The sequence below is a fragment of the Cupriavidus sp. L7L genome, assembly GCF_004353535.1.
Classification (GTDB): domain Bacteria; phylum Pseudomonadota; class Gammaproteobacteria; order Burkholderiales; family Burkholderiaceae; genus Cupriavidus; species Cupriavidus oxalaticus_A.
Genome location: NZ_SMNY01000008.1, coordinates 27,585 through 45,291, shown reverse-complemented (window position 1 = coordinate 45,291; position 17,707 = coordinate 27,585). Strand labels below are relative to the sequence as shown.

Genomic DNA, 17,707 nt, shown 5'->3' with positions numbered 1-17,707 from the left:
GCGGGCGCGGTGCCGACCCTGTCGCAGAAGCTGTCACGGGACTGTCGTTCGGGAGCGCGGCGCCTGGGCCGCCCTCCCCGGTTAGGAACTGCATCATCTTCTTATGTTGTGGTGCGCACGGCAAGTGCCGGATGCAGCATCGACCACATCCCCGCGTGTATTGCCGCGCATGCCGGCCTCCTCCTGGCCTGGCTGGCCACCGGTCCAGCCCGGCGGCAACAAAAAAGGCCGCATCTGTCGATGCGGCCTGCCAGTCTACTGTATCCGGCGTCGAACCCCCGGTGCGATCACCGCAGCGACACGCTTTCGTTCAGGATCCGCGGCGTCAGGAACACCAGCAGCTCGGTCCGGTTGCGGACCTTGGCGTTGTTCTTGAAGAGGTAGCCCAGCACCGGGATATCGCCCAGCAGCGGCACCTTGTCGGTGTCGTTGGACTCGGTCTGCGTGTAGATGCCGCCGATCACCACGGTGCCGCCGTTTTCCACCAGCACCTGCGTCTGCACGTGCTTGGTGTCGATGGCAAAGCCCGACGTGGTCTGGATACCGACGCTGTCCTTGTTCACGTCCACGTCCAGCAGCACATTGCCTTCAGGCGTGATCTGTGGCGTCACTTCCAGCTTCAGGTTGGCCTTGCGGAACTGCACCGAGGTGGCGCCGCTGGAGGTGGCGGCCTGGTATGGCAGCTCGGTGCCCTGCTCGATCAGCGCCTTGATGTTGTTGGCCGTGACCACGCGCGGGCTGGAAATGATCTTGCCCTTGCCGTCCGCCTCGAGCGCCGACAGCTCCAGCGCCAGGAAACGGGTGGCCGCGCTGTTGAACAGGCTGACCGCGATGTTGGCCGGGTTGGTGCCGTTGATCGAGGCGGCCGGCAGGCTCAGGAACGGGCCGTTGTCCGAGGTCGAGCCCGGCAGCACGTTGTTATAGGTGTTGCCGACCTTGGCGTTGTTGTACTGCCCGGCAAAGCCCAGCTTCACGCCGAGGTTGCGGCTGAAGGAATCGGTGGCCTCGACAATGCGCGCCTCGATGATGACCTGGCGCACCGGGATATCGATCTTGCCGATAAAGCTCTGCACCTCTTCGAGCTTGCTGGCGATATCCGACACGAACAGCTGGTTGGTGCGCGCATCGGCGGTCAGCGAGCCGCGCTTGGACAACATGCGCGCACTCGCCCCCGCGCCGCCCGCCGCCCCAACGGGGGTCACAGCGCTGCCGCCGCCGCCACCCATGCCCAGCAGCATCCGGCGCACGTCTTCGGCGCGCTGGTAGTTGAGCTGGAACACCTGGCTGCGGATGGGCTCGAGGTCATTGATCTGCTGCTGCGACTCGAGCTCGAGCTTTTCCTTGGTCTGGAGTTCAGCCTTGGGCGCCACCCACAGCACATTGCCGTTGCGGCGCGACGCCAGCCCCTTGGCATCCATCACAATCTGCAGGGCCTGGTCCCACGGCACATCCTTCAGCCGCAGCGTGATATTGCCCTGCACGCTTTCGCTGGTGATGATGTTCAGGTTGGTGAAGTCCGCGAACACCTGCAGCAGCGAACGGATGTCGATATTCTGGAAATTCAGCGACAGGCGCTCGCCACGGTAGCCCGGGCCGCTGATCAGCTTGGTCGGGTCTTCCTTGACGGGCCGCACCTCGACCACGAACTGCGTGTCGGTCTGGTAGGAACTGTATTCCCAGTGGCCGCGCGGCTCGATGGTCAGGCGCGCATTGCCATTGGTGTCGGAGGCAAGCATGCTCTGCACCGGCGAGCCGAAGTCGCTGACATCGAAGCGCCGCCGCAGGTGGTCAGGCAGCGTGGTGCCGAGGAAATCGACCACCACGTTCTTGCCCTGCTGCGCGATATTGATGCCCGAATCGCGCGAGGACAGGTCCACCACCACGCGCCCGGCCCCGTCCGCGCCGCGCCGGAAGTCGATATGGCGCACCGACGGCCGCGCCGCCGCGGCTGCAGGCGTCGTCGCCGCAGCCGGGGCGAACGTGGGCACGGCGTTCTTGACCGCCGGCGCCACATTATCCAGCGCCACCACGAAGACATTGCCGCGCTGGTCGGTGCGATAGGTGGCGTTGCGGGTAAGCTCGAGGATCACGCGGGTGCGGTTGCCGATCTGCAGCACGTTGGCGGCCTTGACCAGCTTGCCGCCGTAGTCATACTGCGCGCGCCCGTTGGCAACGCCGGTATCGGCAAAATCGATCGCGAGCCGTGCCGGGTTCTGCGTGGTGAAATCGATCGGCTTCTGCGCCAGCGGCCGTTCGAGTTCGACCGTGAACACGGTCTGCTCGCCGACCGTGCTGACGTCCACCGCCTTGATCCGGTTGCTCTGTGCCAGTGCCGCCGGTGCGGCACTGAGCAGCAACAGCGCGAGCGTCGCGCTTGCGGCGCCCGCGAGCGCACGATACCAGCGCGCGGGGGTCATGCCGACACCTCCAGCTTGAGGCTGGTCATTTTCTCTTTCCACTCGGATACCCCCTCCCGGACTAATTCGCGCAACACGATCTCCTGATCGGTGATGCGGACCACCCGGCCGTAACTCTGGCCGAGATACTGACCCACCTTTACGTGGTGGATCTTGTTATCGACGCGTACGATGCCGAAGGTCTCCCCCTGCTTCTTCAGCATCCCGAGCATCTTGAAATTCTCGAGGGGGTAGTCTTCCAGCGGCTGGCGCGGCCGCCCGGCTTCGGGCGAATCCGACAGCGTCTTGTTCAGTTCGCCGATCTTGGCCTGGGCGAAGGGCTCCGGCGCATTGGCCGCGGCATACTCGCGCGCCACGTAGGGCTTGGCTTCGGGCAACGGCTCGGGCGGCTTGGCGCGGGCGTTGCGCGTGGCGTCCATCCACTGGCGCAGCGCGTCTTCGTCGCTGGCGCCACACGCGCCCAGCAGGCCGACGGCCAGCGCCGCTGCCGCCATTACGCGGGGCGATGCCCGCAGGCGCCGCCATGCCGGGCCGCCAGGACGATGGGCGCGATGGGTGCGATGGGTGCGGCTCATTTGGCACCTCCCGTCTTGGCGGCGGCGGCAGCCGCGGCGGCCTTGCGTTGCGCGGCCTGCTCGTCAGGATCGAGCGCACGGTACGCCATTGCGACCGCCTCCATGGAGAGTCCACCCTCCTTGGTATGGGCAAGCTGCAGGCTCTGCATCGACACGATCCGCGACAGCGCGGCCACGTCGGCGTTGAATTGCGCCACCTCGTGGTAGCGGCCGGTCACGCGCAGGTTCACCGGGATCTCGGCAAAGTAAGGCTTGAGCACCGCCGCCTGTGGCTTGAACAGCTCGAACTGCAGCCCGCGCGCCACGCCGGCATGGTTGACGTCGGCCAGCAGCGCATCCATCTCGGTCTTGTTGGGCAGTTGCCGCTCCAGCAGCGCGACGCGTTGCTCGACCTGCTTCTTCTGCTCGCGCAATGCGTCGAGGTTGGCCACCTGCGCCACCTTGGTCTGGTACGCCTGCTTCAGGTTTTCCTGTTCCAGCCGCTGGCGGTCGAGCTCGTCGAACTTGCCGCTCCAGTAGAACTGCCAGCCGAGCAGCAGCACCAGCGCCGCGGCCATCACGGCGAACAGCACGCGCGGCGCGGCCGGCCACGTTTCCGGCTCGTTGAGGTTGAGCCCGCGGAACTGGCTCGTCAGGTCGGCCAGGTTGATTTCGGTATTGAGCGCCATGGTCAGGCTGCCTTTCCGGATGCGGCTGCAGGTGCGGGAGCTGAAGCGGGTGCTGAAGCAGGTGCGCCGGCGGGATTGCCCGCCGTACCCTTCTTGCCATTGGCGTCCGGCGCCTCCGGCGCGCGGTACGCGAAGCGCATCGAGAAATCGAACAGCCGGCGCTGCTCGCGCAGGTTGTTGGTCATCGTGACCGCCTTGGACTCGACCAGCTCGGCCTTGTCCAGCCACGGCACGTCGCCAAGGTTGCGCAGCAGTTCGGAGATGCGCTCGTTGGACTGGGCCACGCCGGCGATGGTGAAGGCCTCGCCCGCCTGCTTCAGACTGGTCAGGTAGACCCCTTCCGGCACCTGGCGCACCAGTTCTTCCAGCAGCTGGACCGGGCGGTTGCGCTCGGTCTGCAGGCTTTCCACCGCCTTCTGGCGCTGCAGCAGCGCGTCGATATCCTTCTTGAGGTTGTTGACCTCGCGGATCTGGCCATCGAGCCTGGCGTTCTCCGCGCTCAGCACCTGGTTCAGCGCGACCACGGAGTCGATACGACCGTCGATATAGAGCCCGCCCAGCAGCACGACGGCGGCACCGGCCGCGGCCGCACCGCCGAGCAGGGAATAGACCTTCTTGCGCCGCGCCGCCTTGCGGGCTTCATGGTAAGGCAGCAGGTTGACCGAAGGCAGCGTGTTCGTGGACATTCGAATGCCTCCGGTGCGTTATTGCAGGCCGCGCAGGGCCAGGCCGGCACTGACGATATACGCCGGCAGGTCGCGCTGCAGGTAGCGCTCGTTGACCTTGGCGTTGGTCGCCATGTTGGCGAACGGATTCGCCAGCGTGGTGGTGATCTTGGTCTGCTGCTGGATCGCCGCCTGCACGCCCAGCAGCGAGGCATGGCCGCCCGACAGCAGGATCTCGTCGACGCGTCCCAGGCTGGAGCTGGCGATGAAGTTGCCGATCGCGGCCTGCACCTCCAGCGCCAGCGCATCGAGCGACGGCTTGAGCAGTTGCGCGCGCCACGCTTCGGGCAGCGTGTTCTTGCGCTTCTTGATCTCGGCCTTGAGCGCATCGAGCGTGAACATGCGCGCCGCGCTCTGCGTGAGCTGGTCGCCGTAGCTGTTCAGCGGCTGTTCGTAGAGCTCTTTCCAGCCCTGGTAGAAGATCGCCTTGGAGCGGCTGCCGCCCAGGTGGACCACCGCCACCACGGGCAGCGCGCGGGCATCGGCTTCGGACATCTCCTGGGGCACGCCCAGCATCTGCACGATCGAGCGCTGCACCGCGTACTCTTCGACGTCCATCACCTGCGGCTTGAGCCCGGCCATCTCGGCGGCGGTCACGCGCTCCTGCACGCGGTCGCTGTTGGCGGCGGTGACGCGCACGCCGATGCCGCCCTCGGTCTCGCTGGGGCCGATCACGGCGAAGTCGAAGTTGACCGCCTGCGATGGCGGATAGAGCCGGTGTGCCTCGGACTCGACCTGCGAATACAGTTCGTCCTCGGACAGGTTGTCCGGCAGGCTGACGGTCTGCGACTCGGTCAGCATGGACGGCACGCCCAGCACCACGTCTTTCGAGCGGATGCCGGCCTTGCCGAGCGCACGCCTGAGCGCGATCCCGACGGCTTCAATGTTGATGACGTTGCCATCGGCAACGGCATTGCGGTCCAGCAGTTCGCTGGCGCACTTTTCCAGCCGATAGTCGTGCTTGCCGCCACCGACGGACAACTCGACTACCTTGATACTGGAAGACCCGATATCCACGCCGACCGTAGTCCGGCGCAGAAGCCCCGACAAAATGCCCCGTCGCAAGGTGACCCCCCTGACTTTGAACTCGCCCACGGCTTGTACGCTCTAATCGGGCGAGCCTTGTTTCTTGACCGAAACACTTGCTCTTATATGTTGGCCGATTCTCACAAAAACCGGCACCGGTGGCAATGTGCCGGTCTGACCACGATTCCTTTTTCAGACGGCTCTCGCCAATCCGTTGTCAAAACCCCACGGTCGTCGGGTTCCCTTCCGCCTAAGCTTGCTGCATGTAACTTCGCCCTGCATGCCGCCTTCCGCTGTCTTACATCTTGTAACAGCACTGTAGCGACGCGCGGGGCACTGCGCGCCCGGCACGCCCGATGCCGGAAGATATAATGCCCGGCACCCCTGACTAGGTATTTTCCTTATGGCCACAGCACAACAGAAGCATCCTGCCCGCCGCCCGATCTGGGCGCGCTTCATGTTCTGGGCGGTGGGGCTGGTTGTTGCCGGTGCCGTCATGATCGCGCTGCTGCTCGGCTATGCGCTGCTGGTGGCCGCGCCCAACCTGCCCTCGCTGGACACCATCACCGACTACCGGCCCAAGATCCCGCTGCGGATCTACACGGCGGACAATGTGCTGATCGGCGAGTTCGGCGAAGAGCGCCGCAACTTCGTGCCGATCGCCGAAATCCCCGACGTGATGAAAAAGGCCGTCCTGGCGATCGAGGACGACCGCTTCTACGAACACGGCGGCGTCGACTTCGTCGGCGTGATGCGCGCGGGACTGGCCAACCTGCGCGGGGGCCTGTCGCAAGGTGCGTCGACCATCACCATGCAGGTGGCGCGCAACTTCTTCCTGTCGAGCGAGAAGACCTACACCCGCAAGATCTACGAAATGCTGCTGGCGTACAAGATCGAGGCCAACCTGAACAAGGACCAGATCCTCGAGCTGTACATGAACCAGATCTACCTGGGCCAGCGCGCATACGGCTTCGACAGCGCCGCGCGCGTGTACTTCGGCAAGTCGGTGCGCGACGTGACGCCGGCCGAGGCCGCGATGCTGGCCGGCCTGCCCAAGGCGCCGTCGGCGTACAACCCGGTGGTCAACCCCCGCCGCGCCAAGGTGCGCCAGGAATACATCCTGCAGCGCATGCGCGACCTGCGCTACATCAGCCCCGAGCAATACGACGCGGCGGTGCGCGAGGAACTGAAGGTGCGCACCGAGGGCAACGAGTTCTCGACCCATGCCGAGTACGTCGCCGAAATCGTGCGCCAGCTGATGTACGCGCAGTACCGTGAAGAAACCTACACGCGTGGCCTGACCGTCTACACCACGCTGACCAAGCCCGACCAGGATGCCGCGTACGAAGCCGTGCGCACCGGCATCATGAACTACGAGCGCAAGCACGGCTACCGCGGCCCCGAGGCCTTTATCGACCTGCCTTCCGATCCGGCCGAGCGCGAGCAGGCGATCGACGATGCGCTGGTCGAGCACCCGGGCAGCGGCGACCTGCGCTCGGCCGTGGTCACCAGCGTGTCATCCAAGCAGGTCAAGGCCACGCTGCTGTCGGGCGAGGTGGCGACCATCGAAGGCTCGGCGCTGCGCTTTATCTCGCCGTCGATGTCGGCGAACGCGCAGCCCAAGATGAAGATGCGCCCCGGCGCGATCATCCGCGTGACGCAGGATGACAAGGGCAACTGGTCGGTCACGCAGCTGCCGGAAGTAGCCGCCGCGTTCGTGTCGCTGAACCCGCAGGACGGCGAGATCCGCTCCATGGTGGGCGGCTTCGACTTCAACCGCAACAAGTTCAACCACGTGACGCAGGCCTGGCGCCAGCCGGGTTCGAGCTTCAAGCCGTTCATCTATTCGGCGGCGCTGGAGAAGGGCTTCTCGCCGGCCACGGTGATCAACGACGCGCCGCTGACGATCGGTCCCGATACCGGCGGGCAAGTGTGGGAGCCGAAGAACTACGACGGCCGCTTCGAAGGCCCGATGACCATGCGCCGCGCGCTGGCCAAGTCCAAGAACCTGGTTTCGGTGCGGATCCTGCGCGCGATCGGCACGCAGTATGCGCAGGACTACATCACCCGCTTCGGCTTCGAGGCCGACAAGCATCCCGCCTATCTGCCGATGGCGCTGGGCTCCGGCGCCGTGACGCCGCTGCAGATGGCGGGCGCATACTCGGTGTTTGCCAACGGCGGCTACCGCGTCAACCCTTACCTGATCCAGAAGGTGGTGGACGCGCGCGGCAACGTGATCTCCGAAACCCATCCGCAACGCGCCGGCACCGATGCCGTGCGCGTGCTCGACGCACGCACCGCGTTTATCGCCGACACCATGCTGCGCGACGTGGTCCGCTTTGGCACCGCCAACAGCGCCAAGCAGCGCCTGGGCCGCAACGACCTGGCCGGCAAGACCGGTACCACCAACGATGCGGTCGATGCCTGGTTCGCCGGCTACACGCCTAACCTGGTGGCGATCGCCTGGATGGGCTACGACCAGCCCAAGAGCCTGGGCGTGCGCGAGACCGGTGGCGGACTGGCGCTGCCGATCTGGGTCGGCTACATGAGCAAGGCGCTCAAGGGCGTGCCCGAGTCGCCCGAGCGGCCGGCGCCGGAAGGCGTGCTGATGGTGGGCGGCGACTGGACCTTTGAGGAGAACGCGGGCGGAGCCGGCGTGGCCTCGGTCGGCCTGGGAGATCCGTGGCCGGGCAAGCCGGACGAGTCATCGACGGCACCTTCGCCGGATACCGAGCAGGAGAAGAAGAAGATCCTGGAAATGTTCGGCGGCGCCTGATTGCTCCGCAGTATCGCCAGAATGCAGAAAAGCCGGCCCATGGCCGGCTTTTTCTTTGCGCAACGCGTGCTTTGCTTCAGCCCAGCCTGAGGATGGCGCCGGCCTGCTCGCTCACATAGCCCGACAGCGCCGCGTACAGTTCGCCGCCATTGCGCGTGTCGACCCAGCGCTCGCCGTCGCGGCGGAAGTGGAAGCCGCCGGAGCGCGCCGCCACCCACAGTTCCTGCATCGGCGCCTGGCTGTTGATGATGATCTTGGAGCCGTTCTCGAACTCCAGTTCCATCACGTTGCCGGTGCGGCTGATTTCCACATCGGCATCGGCCGCGTCGGCGGCCGCTTCGACCGCGGCTTCGATGCGGTCCAGTTCCTCGGTGGCCAGGGCCAGGAACTCGCTTTCGCTCAAGGGGGGCATGCTAAACTCCGAGACCGCCGTTGCCGCCGCTGCCCGGACCGGGCGTACGTGGCGCGAACGGCTTTTTTGTTGAGAATTCATGTTGCGCAGCGCCTCGGCGATCCGGCCGCGCCGGACTCCGCCAACGTCATGCCAACAGCCTAAAGGACGACCGATGGGACAACCGATGCTGCGTCGTGTTGCGATTGTATCGGCGTTTGCCGCCACCCTTGCGATGCCCCTGCTGGGCGGATGCGGCATCCGCGGGCCGCTGACCATGCCCAAGGTACCGCCCGAGCCGACTGCGCCCACCGCGGCCGATCCCGGCCTGGGCCGTACCGACGCGGTGCCCCTTCCGGCGCAGGCTCCGGCCAGCCAGCCGGCATCGTCGCCCGCCGCCCCCACTACCCGATAACCATGACCGCTTTTTTCCATCGCCAGGACGGTGCGCTTGCCGTCGAGCAGGTGCCGCTGGCGCAGATCGCCGCTGAGTTCGGCACGCCCACCTATGTCTATTCGCGCGCGGCGCTGACCGCCGCGTACCAGGCCTACGCCGCCGCCTGCCAGGGCCGCAAGGCGCAGGTCCAGTACGCCATGAAGGCCAACTCCAACCTGGCCGTGCTGCAGGTGTTCGCCAGGCTGGGGGCGGGGTTCGACATCGTCTCGGGCGGCGAACTCAAGCGCGTGCTGGCCGCCGGCGGCGACGCACGCAAGGTGGTGTTCTCGGGCGTGGGCAAAAGCGCGGCGGAGATGGAACTGGCGCTGGCGCACGACGTACGCTGCTTCAATGTCGAGTCGATCCCCGAGCTGGACCGCCTGAACGAGGTTGCCGGCCGTATCGGCAAGCGCGCCCGGGTGTCGCTGCGCATCAACCCGGATGTCGACGCCAAGACCCATCCGTATATTTCCACCGGCCTGAAGGGTAACAAGTTCGGCATCGCCTTCGAGGACGTGCTGCCGGCCTACCGCGCCGCGGCCGCGCTGCCGCACCTGGAAGTGACCGGCATCGACTGCCATATCGGCTCGCAGATCACCGAGGTCGAGCCCTACCTGGAAGCGCTGGACAAGGTGCTGGACGTGGTCGAGGCGCTCGAGCGCGAGGGTATCAACCTCGAGCACATCGACGTGGGCGGCGGCCTCGGCATCACCTATACCGACGAGACCCCGCCCGACATCACCGGCTTTGCCACCACGCTGCTGGAACGCGTGGCCGCGCGAGGCCACGGCCACCGCGAGGTGCTGTTCGAGCCGGGCCGTTCGCTGGTGGGCAATGCCGGCGTGCTGCTGACGCAGGTGGAATTCCTCAAGCCTGGCGAAGCCAAGAATTTCTGCATCGTCGATGCGGCGATGAACGACCTGGCCCGCCCCGCGATGTACGAGGCGTACCACCGCATCGAGCCGGTCGCGCTGCGCGACGCTGCGATGGTGACCTACGACATCGTCGGGCCGGTGTGCGAGTCGGGCGACTGGCTTGGCCGCGACCGCGCGCTGTCGGTGCAGCCGGGCGACCTGCTGGCGGTCATGTCCGCGGGCGCGTACGGCTTCACCATGAGCTCGAACTACAACACCCGCCCGCGCGCCGCCGAAGTGATGGTGGACGGCGCCCGCGTGCACCTGGTGCGCGAGCGCGAACTGGTCGAAGACCTGTTCCGCGACGAGCGCCTGCTGCAGGACTGATCTGCGCAGCGCAGCCGGCTATGGGGCCGGCTGCGGCGCCGCAGTTCATCAGGCAGCCCTGCCCTTGCGCGCCCACCACCAGACCCGCATCCCCAGCAGCACGAACATCACCGCGGCATAGATGGAGACTTCGCCGAAGTCGTTCTTGCCCGCCTTGTGCCACCAGTAGTGCAGGATCGCCAGCACGGCGGTCGCATAGACCAGCCTGTGCAGCGCCTGCCAGCGCTTGCCGCCCAGGCGGCGCACCATGCCGTTGGTCGACGTCAACGCCAGCGGCACCATCAGCATGAAGGCCGTGAACCCCACCGTAATGAAGGGGCGCTTGTACACGTCCTTGATCATGTAGGCCAGGTCGAAGCCGCGATCCACGCCGATCCACAGCAGGAAGTGCTGCACCCCATAGAAGAACGCAAACAAACCCAGCATGCGGCGCAGCCTGATCAGCCAGTTCCAGCCGGTCAGCCGGCGCAGCGGCGTGATCGCCAGCGTCAGGCACAGCATCACCAGGGTCCAGGTGCCGGTGGAACGGGTGACGAATTCCAGCGGGTTGGCGCCATATTGCCCGGTTGCGCCCAGGTAAAGCAGGCGGATGAACGGCAACAGCGCCAGCAGCCACAGGACGATCTTGATGGCGCGCACGCGCTGCGGCGACAAGGCAGCCAGGCCGGCCGGCTTGCGCGCCACGCCGCCCGCGGCGGTCACTGCGTTGGAAGTGGAGGCCATGCGTTCACCCGGCATCAGAAGTTCTTCTTCAGGTCCATGCCCTGGTACAGCGATGCCACCTGCTGGCCGTAGCCGTTGAACGGCAGCGTCTTGCGCTTGGGCGCGAACAGCGCGCCGAAACCGCCGCCGCGGTCCTCGCCGATGCGGCGCTCGGTCGCCTGGCTCCAGCGCGGGTGGTCGACGTCGGGGTTCACATTGGAATAGAAGCCGTATTCCTGCGGCGCCGCCAGGTTCCAGCTGGTGGGCGGCTGCTTGTCGACAAAGCGGATCTTCACGATCGACTTGGCGCTCTTGAAGCCGTATTTCCACGGCACCACCAAGCGCACCGGCGCGCCGTTCTGGTTGGGCAGCACCTCGCCGTACAGGCCGAAGGTCAGCAGCGCCAGCGGGTGCATCGCCTCGTCCATGCGCAGGCCTTCGCTGTAGGGCCAGTCGAGCACGCTGCTGCTGACGCCGGGCATCTGCTTCTTGTCGGCGAGCGTGATGAACTGCACGTATTTCGCGCCGGGTTGCGGCTCGACGCGCTTGATCAGCTCGGCCAGCGGATAGCCGATCCAGGGGATCACCATCGACCATCCTTCGACGCAGCGCAGGCGGTAGACACGCTCCTCCATCGCCGCGACTTTCATCAGCTCATCGAGATCGTAGACCTTGGGCTTCTTCACCAACCCTTCCACCGACACCTGCCACGGGCGCGGGCGCAGCGTGCCGGCGTTGCGGGCCGGGTCGGACTTGTCGGTGCCGAACTCGTAGAAGTTGTTGTAATTGGTCACGTCCTCGTAGGGCGTCCGCTTCTCGGTCACGACGTAGGCGTTGTTGGGCGTGGCCGCCAGCTTCGGGCCGTGCTGTCCCTGCGCCCAGGCGTTGCGGGCAAACCATGGTGCCAGCGTGGCGCCGGCGGCACCTGCAGCGGCCAGCGCGAGCATGCGGCGGCGCGACTCGAAGACATCGCGGGGGGTGATCTCGTCGGCGGCGATATCGCCGCCGCGGAGCCATTTGGGGGAAGGAATCAACATGGTTTTCCTCGTTGCCTGGCGCTTGCAGGGTTGGACTCAGTGCTTGGTCGTGGCGTGCGGGCCAGTCCTGACAGATTTTTTCGATGCGGCGTAGTCACCACGCCAGGGGCTAGCCGCCCTGGTATTGCTGGTAGACCGCCTGCGCCAGCGTCAGCAGCCGGGCGCGCTCCAGCGGCCCGGCCAGCGCAAAGCCGAGGTCGCGGTCGATCCAGTAGAACGCCATCGGCGCCGGGCCTGGAGCCGGCCGCCGCGAACCTTCGCGCGCCATGCGTTCGACGCGGAAGCCGGTGTCGGGCGTGCCTTGCGCCATGCGCCGCAACTGCAGCGACAGGCGCGTGCCGTCGTCCGCTTCGTACATCAGGATGGCCGACGGGCCGCCTTCGGCCACGCCCAGCCGTCCGCCGATCAGGTGGAAGCCCTGCGCGCGCAGGTCGGGCACTTGCAGCGCCATGCCGAGGCGCTTGGACAACCACGCGATCAGGTGCGCCTCGTCGCTGGCGGCGACTTCCACCGGGTGGCGCATTTCCGGCGCGTACACCACATGCGTGGCAAGCGCCTCGCGCGCAAAGCGCTCGCCGGGTGCCATCGCCACGGTGGTGGTGGTGTCCATGCGATCGTGGGCCATCCAGCCGAGCGCGCCCCCGAGCGCCAGCAATGCCACCGAGGCACAGCTCGCGGCCAGCGCCATGGTCCAGCGCGGCGCGCGGCGGCGCCCGGCCTGGCGCGGCTCGCCATGCAGGGCGGGCGGCAGCGCGGCCAGCGGCACCGGCTCGTTCAATACGGGATCCAGCATGCCGTGCAGCGCATCGGCCTGGCGGCGCCACGCGGCGACCTGCGCCGCTGCATCCGGGTGCTGCGCCAGGTACGCTTCCACCGCGGCGCGGCGCGCGCCAGACAGCTGGCCATCGGCGTAGGCATGGAGATCGGCTTCGTGGATCGCGGACATCATTTCACCCGCTGCAGTGAGCTGGCGGCAGGTATCGGCTGGGCGGGGGCACCGCCGTCGAGCAGCCGCCGCATCTGCTCGCGCGCACGCGCCAGGCGCGACATCACCGTGCCTTGCGGGATGTCGAGCACGCGCGCCGCCTCGGCATAAGTCAGTTGTTCCAGGCTGACCAGCAGCAGCACCGCGCGCTGGGCTTCGGGCAGCTGCGCCAGCGCCTGCAGCAGATCGCGGCGCAGGCCGGGGTCGGCCGCGGGCGCGCTGACCTCGGGCAGGGTATCGGTGGCCACCACCAGGTCCTTGCGGCGCAAGCTGTTCAGGCGCAGCCGGTGCATCAGGGTCAGCAGCCACGGCAACAGGCCGTCGGCGCCGTCGCCCCACCAGGCGCCGGGGCGCAGGCGGAAGCGCCAGCGGTAGCGCAGCGCGCGCTCGAGCGTGTCCTGCACCAGGTCGTCGGCCTGCGCCGAGTCGCCGGTAAGGCCGCGCGCGTGGCGCCGCAGCCGCGGCGCCAGCGCGACGAGCTGGCCTTCAAAGCCTTCCATGCCGTGGCTTGCTTCAGTACGTCCGGGGCATCAGCCCATCAGGGCTTGGCGACGTGCCAGACGTTGTTGAGGTTGTCGCCGGTCTTGTCGCCAGGCTTGGCGTCCTTGGCAAAGCGGTACAGCGGCATGCCGCGGTAGGCCCACTGCTTGCCGCCGTCATCGCGCGTGATGATGGTGTATTGGCCCGACGCGTTGGTGCCTGGCGCGGCCATCAGCGGCGGCCAGTTGGTGGCGCAGGGGCCGTTGCAGGCGCTCTTGCCGCTGTTGGCGGTGTCGCGGTCGAAGGTGTACAGCGTCAGGCCCTGCGGGTCAGTCAGCACGCCACCGGTCACCTTCACCGTGGGCGGCATGGTGCCGGCGCTGCTGCCGCCCATGCCCATGCCCATGCCGGAACAGCCGGCGAGCAGGACAGCCGCGCAGCCGAGCGCCAGCGCGGCGGGACGAACGAGGGATGCTGCAGAGGTAAGACGCACACGTGCCATGATCTTGTTCTCCATGCTAACCGGTGCCGCCAGCCGGCACCGCTCCTACAGTAAACACCGGATGTGATGCCTTTATTCCGTCACCTTGTAAAAAAGTCGAAAAAAAACCTGCCCGGAGGCAGGTTTTCTTGCATCGCACCATGGTGCATCGTAAGTGGCGGTCAGAGCTCGCCGTAGCTATGCAGGCCAGACAGGAACATGTTGACGCCGAGAAACGCAAAGGTCGTCACCAGCAGTCCGACCAGCGCCCACCACGCAGCCACCGTGCCGCGCAGTCCCTTCATCAGCCGCATGTGCAGCCACGCCGCGTAGTTCAGCCACACGATCAGTGCCCAGGTCTCCTTCGGATCCCAGCTCCAGTAACCGCCCCAGGCTTCTGCCGCCCACAGCGCGCCGAGGATGGTGGCGATGGTGAAGAAGGCAAACCCGACCGCGATGGCCTTGTACATCACGTCGTCGAGCAGCTCCAGCGACGGCAGCCGTTCTGCCAGGATGCCGCGCTGCTTGAGCAGGTATGCGACCGACACCATCGCCGCCAGCGCAAAGGTGCCGTAGCCGATGAAGTTGGCCGGCACGTGGATCTTCATCCACCAGCTCTGCAGCGCAGGCACCAGCGGCTGGATTTCCTGCGCGTTGCGGGTGACCGTGTACCACAGCAGGAAACCCACCGCGGCCGATACCACCAGCATCACGAACGGCCCCAGCGCGCGCGTGCCGTAGCGGCCTTCGTAGTACAGGTAGAACAGCGAAGTGATCAGCGTGAACAGCACGAACACTTCATACAGGTTCGAGATGGGGATATGGCCGATGTCGGTGCCGATCAGGTACGACTCGTACCAGCGCACCAGCATGCCGGTGAAGCCCAGCACGATCGCGCCCCAGCACAGCTTGCTGCCGATGCTGTAGCCGGTGTTCGAGCGTGTGGCCAGCCCGACCCAGTAGAACAGCGTGGACAGGAACACCAGCGCGCTCATCCACAGGATGGCCGACTGGCTCGACAGGAAGTACTTGAGGAAGAACGCCTGGTCCGCACGCGCGAGCTGGCCCTGGTAGAGCTGGATCGCGAACAGCGACAGCACCGTCAGCCCCAGCATCAGCGGACGTACCGCCTTCCAGTGCCAGCCGAGCAGTGCAAAGGTAGGCACGGCGCCGATCAGCACCGCCTTGTCGTAGCCATCCATCCACTGCCCGTATCGCGACAGCGCAACGCCCGCGCCGACGGCCAGCGCCAGCGCGAACAGCCAATCCACCCACGTCAGCCGGCGCAGGAAGGAAGGTTCGAGATAGGCCTCGTCGCCGGCGCCCCCAGGGGCAGGCGTGGCGCGCGTGGCTTGCGTGGCGCCGCGCATGGTTTGGTCGCCGGGATTCAGATTTGAAGACATAGCGTACCTGCTCGTTTAATCGCTGCCGTTTTGATGTGGCGTTTCCGCGGGGGTCCCGCCGGCAGCACGGCCGATGTCGTCGCGCAGTGCCGTGAATTCCTTTTCGAAATCCATCGTGCGGCGCTGGGTCGACATCGCCATCAGTACATGGCTGCTGGACGGCACGGCGTCTCCCTCGGCGGGCTTGTCCTTGATCCAGATCCAGACGCGGCGCTCGCGGATATAGAACATCGCGAACACCCCCAGTGTCAGCAGCAGACAGCCAAGATACACGATGTTCTTGCCCGGCGCACGGGTCATCTGGAACACGCTGGCCTTGATCTCCTTGAACTCGTCAAGTTGCAGGAATACCGGTGCGCCGTAGAAAAAACTGTCTGACAGCGCACTGATCGCCTGCTGCAGGAAGGTGCCGCTCTGTGCGCTGTTTGGCACCACCGGCAGCTTGTCCTGGGCGCGCGCCAGCTGCCACAGCTCCCACATCGAGCCATTCAGTATCTTCAGCAGGACGTCGGCGGCCTTCTGCTGCTCGGCCTGCGGCACCGACTTTTCCAGGAATGCCGCGATTGCGGTGAAGCCGCCCGGGGGCGAGTCCGGCGTCGGGCGCGTGGCGCCCGCAAACAGGTCGAGCGCGCGCAGTGCGCTTTCGGCAAGCTGGCGGCGCAGGTCGGCCTTGTCGTCTCCCGGCATCGACGCCAGCGCAAAGCGGTGGGCGGCCTCGCCCCGAAGCGCGCGGTCCTGCAACGCGGCGCGCAGGCGCATCCAGTCGGCAACGCTGCCCTGGTCGTCGGCGGGAATGCGCAGGTAGCGGAACTGCTCGCTCGGCGATTCGCGCATGCCGGCCAGGAACACCGACTGCCCGTCCATCTGCACCGGCACCATGTAGTTGTTGTACTCGCGCGCCTGCCCGGTGCGATCGCGCAGCTTGTACTGCACGGACGGGCCTACGTTGCGCAGCGTCTTGGCGCGGTCGGCGCTGGCCGCGGCACCCAGGTGCTTTTCCAGCGTCTCGTTCAGCGATTTGCGCGCGACGCCGCGTGCGTCAGGCTTGCCCGAGGCATCGGTGACGTTCTCGATATTCATCAGCCGGAAGTCGCTGAACTCGACCGTCACGCCTTCGTTGTCCGCGCCGGTGCCGGTGCCCTTCAGCGGCGCATTGCCGCCCACGGCACCATTGATGGCAAAGGTGCCACGAGCGGTGCCCTGCATCGGGTAGCCGACGAACTTCAGGCGCGAGCCGCCATCTTCGAAGCTGGACTGGTAGATGGCGATGCCGTCGACGATCAACGGCTCGTTCACCTTGATGGTGGCCTCGGTCTGCTTGCCGGTGACGCGGTCGGTGACGATCACGTCCGAGGCGAACAGCTTGGGCATGCCGGTCTCGTAGAAGTCGATCGAGAACTTCTTGAGCGTCAGCGCAAACGGCAGGTCCTGCACCAGCGCGCCGTCGGCGACGTTCAGGATGGCCGTGGACACGGTCTGCCCCTCGGGCACATAGGCATTGCCGCGGAAACCGGGGTTGGTCGCCGGCAGCCGGTGCTGCGGCGGGATCTCGCTGATCACCGCGTTGCCGCTGATCGGGGTCTTGCCACCCAGCCACATCTGCGCGCGGATCAGCATGTCGCCATCGAGCAGGCCGCCGATGCAGATCACCACGATGGCGGTATGCGCCAGGATATAGCCGACCTTGTTGGCGGCCCCCGCCTTGCCCGCCAGCAGCGTGGCGCCGTCATGGTCGACGGCCTTGATGCGGTAGCCGCGGTTGCGCAGCAGCGCCGACAGCCTGCCGACCGCCTCGGTGCGCGCGCGCGCGCCGTCGAACTCGCCGCGATGATGGAAGGCGCGCAGGCTGCGCTCGCGCACATGGTCCTTCCATGAGCGCATGTCCCCGATCATCTTGGGGGTGTTGCGCACCAGGCAGAGCGTGGTGGACACCACCAGGAAGGCCAGGATCAGCAGGAACCACCACGAGCCGTAGACCTTCTGCAGCGATAGCGTATGGAACACATCGGCCCAGAACGGACCGAACTGGTTGACGTAGTTCGGATACGGCTCATTCTGCTTGAGCACGGTACCGATCACGCTGGCGATGGAGATCACCGTCAGCAGCGCGATCGCGAAGCGCATCGAGGACAACAATTCGACCGCGTCGCGCAACACGCGGTGAGAGGTCTTCAGGTGCAGCCCTGAAGTGGAAGCGGTCGACATGTGCAGTGACACCTAAGACAACATGCTGCTTTGAAATGAAAAAGGGTGGACTTGCTTGAACGAGCAGGCCACCCTTTTCGATTTTGACAGGCGCGTTCGGTTGCATGCCGCACGGGCTGCACGCCGAAGCGCCGGCGCCCGGCGGCGCCAGCGTACTGC

At 66.5% G+C, this 17,707-nt stretch carries 16 protein-coding genes; 3 read left to right on the top strand and 13 right to left on the bottom strand.

From position 1 onward, the window contains the following. Positions 1-287: 287 nt before the first annotated feature. From pilQ to pilM, 5 genes are read right to left on the bottom strand one after another with little or no spacing between them, the layout of a single operon-like run. Entirely contained in the window at positions 288-2,417 is a 2,130-nt protein-coding gene (pilQ, locus tag E1J61_RS07360; protein ID WP_133093448.1) for a type IV pilus secretin PilQ, read from the bottom strand. Then, complete coding sequence (locus tag E1J61_RS07355; protein ID WP_371703141.1) at positions 2,414-2,992, bottom strand: pilus assembly protein PilP; 579 nt, start codon at positions 2,990-2,992, stop codon at positions 2,414-2,416. Before E1J61_RS07355 ends, pilQ begins: the two co-directional genes overlap by 4 nt. Then, positions 2,989-3,660 (bottom strand): type 4a pilus biogenesis protein PilO, encoded by a 672-nt coding sequence (locus tag E1J61_RS07350; protein ID WP_133093447.1) that lies wholly within the window; start codon positions 3,658-3,660, stop codon positions 2,989-2,991. The genes E1J61_RS07355 and E1J61_RS07350 overlap by 4 nt, the downstream gene beginning before the upstream one ends. A 2-nt stretch (positions 3,661-3,662) precedes the next feature. Further along, positions 3,663-4,346, bottom strand: a complete 684-nt coding sequence (locus tag E1J61_RS07345) for a PilN domain-containing protein (RefSeq protein ID WP_133093446.1) — start codon at positions 4,344-4,346, stop codon at positions 3,663-3,665. Positions 4,347-4,364: 18 nt separating this feature from the next. After that, the gene (pilM, locus tag E1J61_RS07340) at positions 4,365-5,435 is read right to left on the bottom strand and encodes a type IV pilus assembly protein PilM (RefSeq protein ID WP_195431139.1); all 1,071 of its coding nucleotides are present in this window, start codon (positions 5,433-5,435) and stop codon (positions 4,365-4,367) included. Between the two features lie 379 nt (positions 5,436-5,814). On the opposite strand from pilM, the gene E1J61_RS07335 reads away from it, so the two are divergent. After that, positions 5,815-8,187 carry a penicillin-binding protein 1A gene (locus tag E1J61_RS07335; protein WP_165971442.1) on the top strand — a complete coding sequence of 791 codons (2,373 nt, stop codon included), beginning with the start codon at positions 5,815-5,817 and terminating at the stop codon, positions 8,185-8,187. A 76-nt stretch (positions 8,188-8,263) separates the two neighbouring features. Here E1J61_RS07335 and cyaY read toward each other — a convergent pair whose 3' ends face one another. Beyond that, positions 8,264-8,599 (bottom strand): iron donor protein CyaY, encoded by a 336-nt coding sequence (gene cyaY / locus E1J61_RS07330; RefSeq protein ID WP_133093445.1) that lies wholly within the window; start codon positions 8,597-8,599, stop codon positions 8,264-8,266. Positions 8,600-8,765: 166 nt separating this feature from the next. Between cyaY and E1J61_RS07325 the strand changes: the two genes are divergently transcribed. Both E1J61_RS07325 and lysA read left to right on the top strand, forming a co-directional pair. Next, positions 8,766-8,993 carry a hypothetical protein gene (locus E1J61_RS07325; protein WP_133093444.1) on the top strand — a complete coding sequence of 76 codons (228 nt, stop codon included), beginning with the start codon at positions 8,766-8,768 and terminating at the stop codon, positions 8,991-8,993. Between the two features lie 2 nt (positions 8,994-8,995). Further along, a complete protein-coding gene (gene lysA, locus E1J61_RS07320) occupies positions 8,996-10,255 on the top strand; it encodes a diaminopimelate decarboxylase (protein WP_133093443.1) in 1,260 nt (419 codons plus the stop codon). A gap of 48 nt (positions 10,256-10,303) precedes the next feature. On the opposite strand, the gene msrQ is transcribed toward lysA, so the two are convergent. The 7 genes from msrQ to E1J61_RS07285 all read right to left on the bottom strand — a co-directional run bounded on the left by msrQ (position 10,304) and on the right by E1J61_RS07285 (position 17,548). Next, positions 10,304-10,993 carry a protein-methionine-sulfoxide reductase heme-binding subunit MsrQ gene (gene msrQ, locus E1J61_RS07315; RefSeq protein WP_133093442.1) on the bottom strand — a complete coding sequence of 230 codons (690 nt, stop codon included), beginning with the start codon at positions 10,991-10,993 and terminating at the stop codon, positions 10,304-10,306. Beyond that, positions 10,993-11,994, bottom strand: a complete 1,002-nt coding sequence (gene msrP / locus E1J61_RS07310) for a protein-methionine-sulfoxide reductase catalytic subunit MsrP (RefSeq protein WP_133093441.1) — start codon at positions 11,992-11,994, stop codon at positions 10,993-10,995. The genes msrQ and msrP overlap by 1 nt, the downstream gene beginning before the upstream one ends. A gap of 109 nt (positions 11,995-12,103) precedes the next feature. Next, positions 12,104-12,943 (bottom strand): anti-sigma factor, encoded by an 840-nt coding sequence (locus tag E1J61_RS07305; RefSeq protein WP_133093440.1) that lies wholly within the window; start codon positions 12,941-12,943, stop codon positions 12,104-12,106. Next, positions 12,940-13,479, bottom strand: coding sequence for an RNA polymerase sigma factor (locus E1J61_RS07300; RefSeq protein WP_133093439.1), 540 nt, complete (start codon positions 13,477-13,479; stop codon positions 12,940-12,942). The genes E1J61_RS07305 and E1J61_RS07300 overlap by 4 nt, the downstream gene beginning before the upstream one ends. A gap of 38 nt (positions 13,480-13,517) precedes the next feature. Further along, positions 13,518-13,961: a hypothetical protein gene (locus tag E1J61_RS07295; protein ID WP_133093438.1), complete on the bottom strand. Its 444-nt coding sequence runs from the start codon at positions 13,959-13,961 to the stop codon at positions 13,518-13,520. Between the two features lie 161 nt (positions 13,962-14,122). Further along, positions 14,123-15,343, bottom strand: coding sequence for a c-type cytochrome biogenesis protein CcsB (gene ccsB, locus E1J61_RS07290; RefSeq protein WP_133093437.1), 1,221 nt, complete (start codon positions 15,341-15,343; stop codon positions 14,123-14,125). 15 nt (positions 15,344-15,358) lie between these two features. Beyond that, complete coding sequence (locus E1J61_RS07285; RefSeq protein WP_133093436.1) at positions 15,359-17,548, bottom strand: cytochrome c biogenesis protein ResB; 2,190 nt, start codon at positions 17,546-17,548, stop codon at positions 15,359-15,361. Positions 17,549-17,707 lie beyond the last annotated feature (159 nt).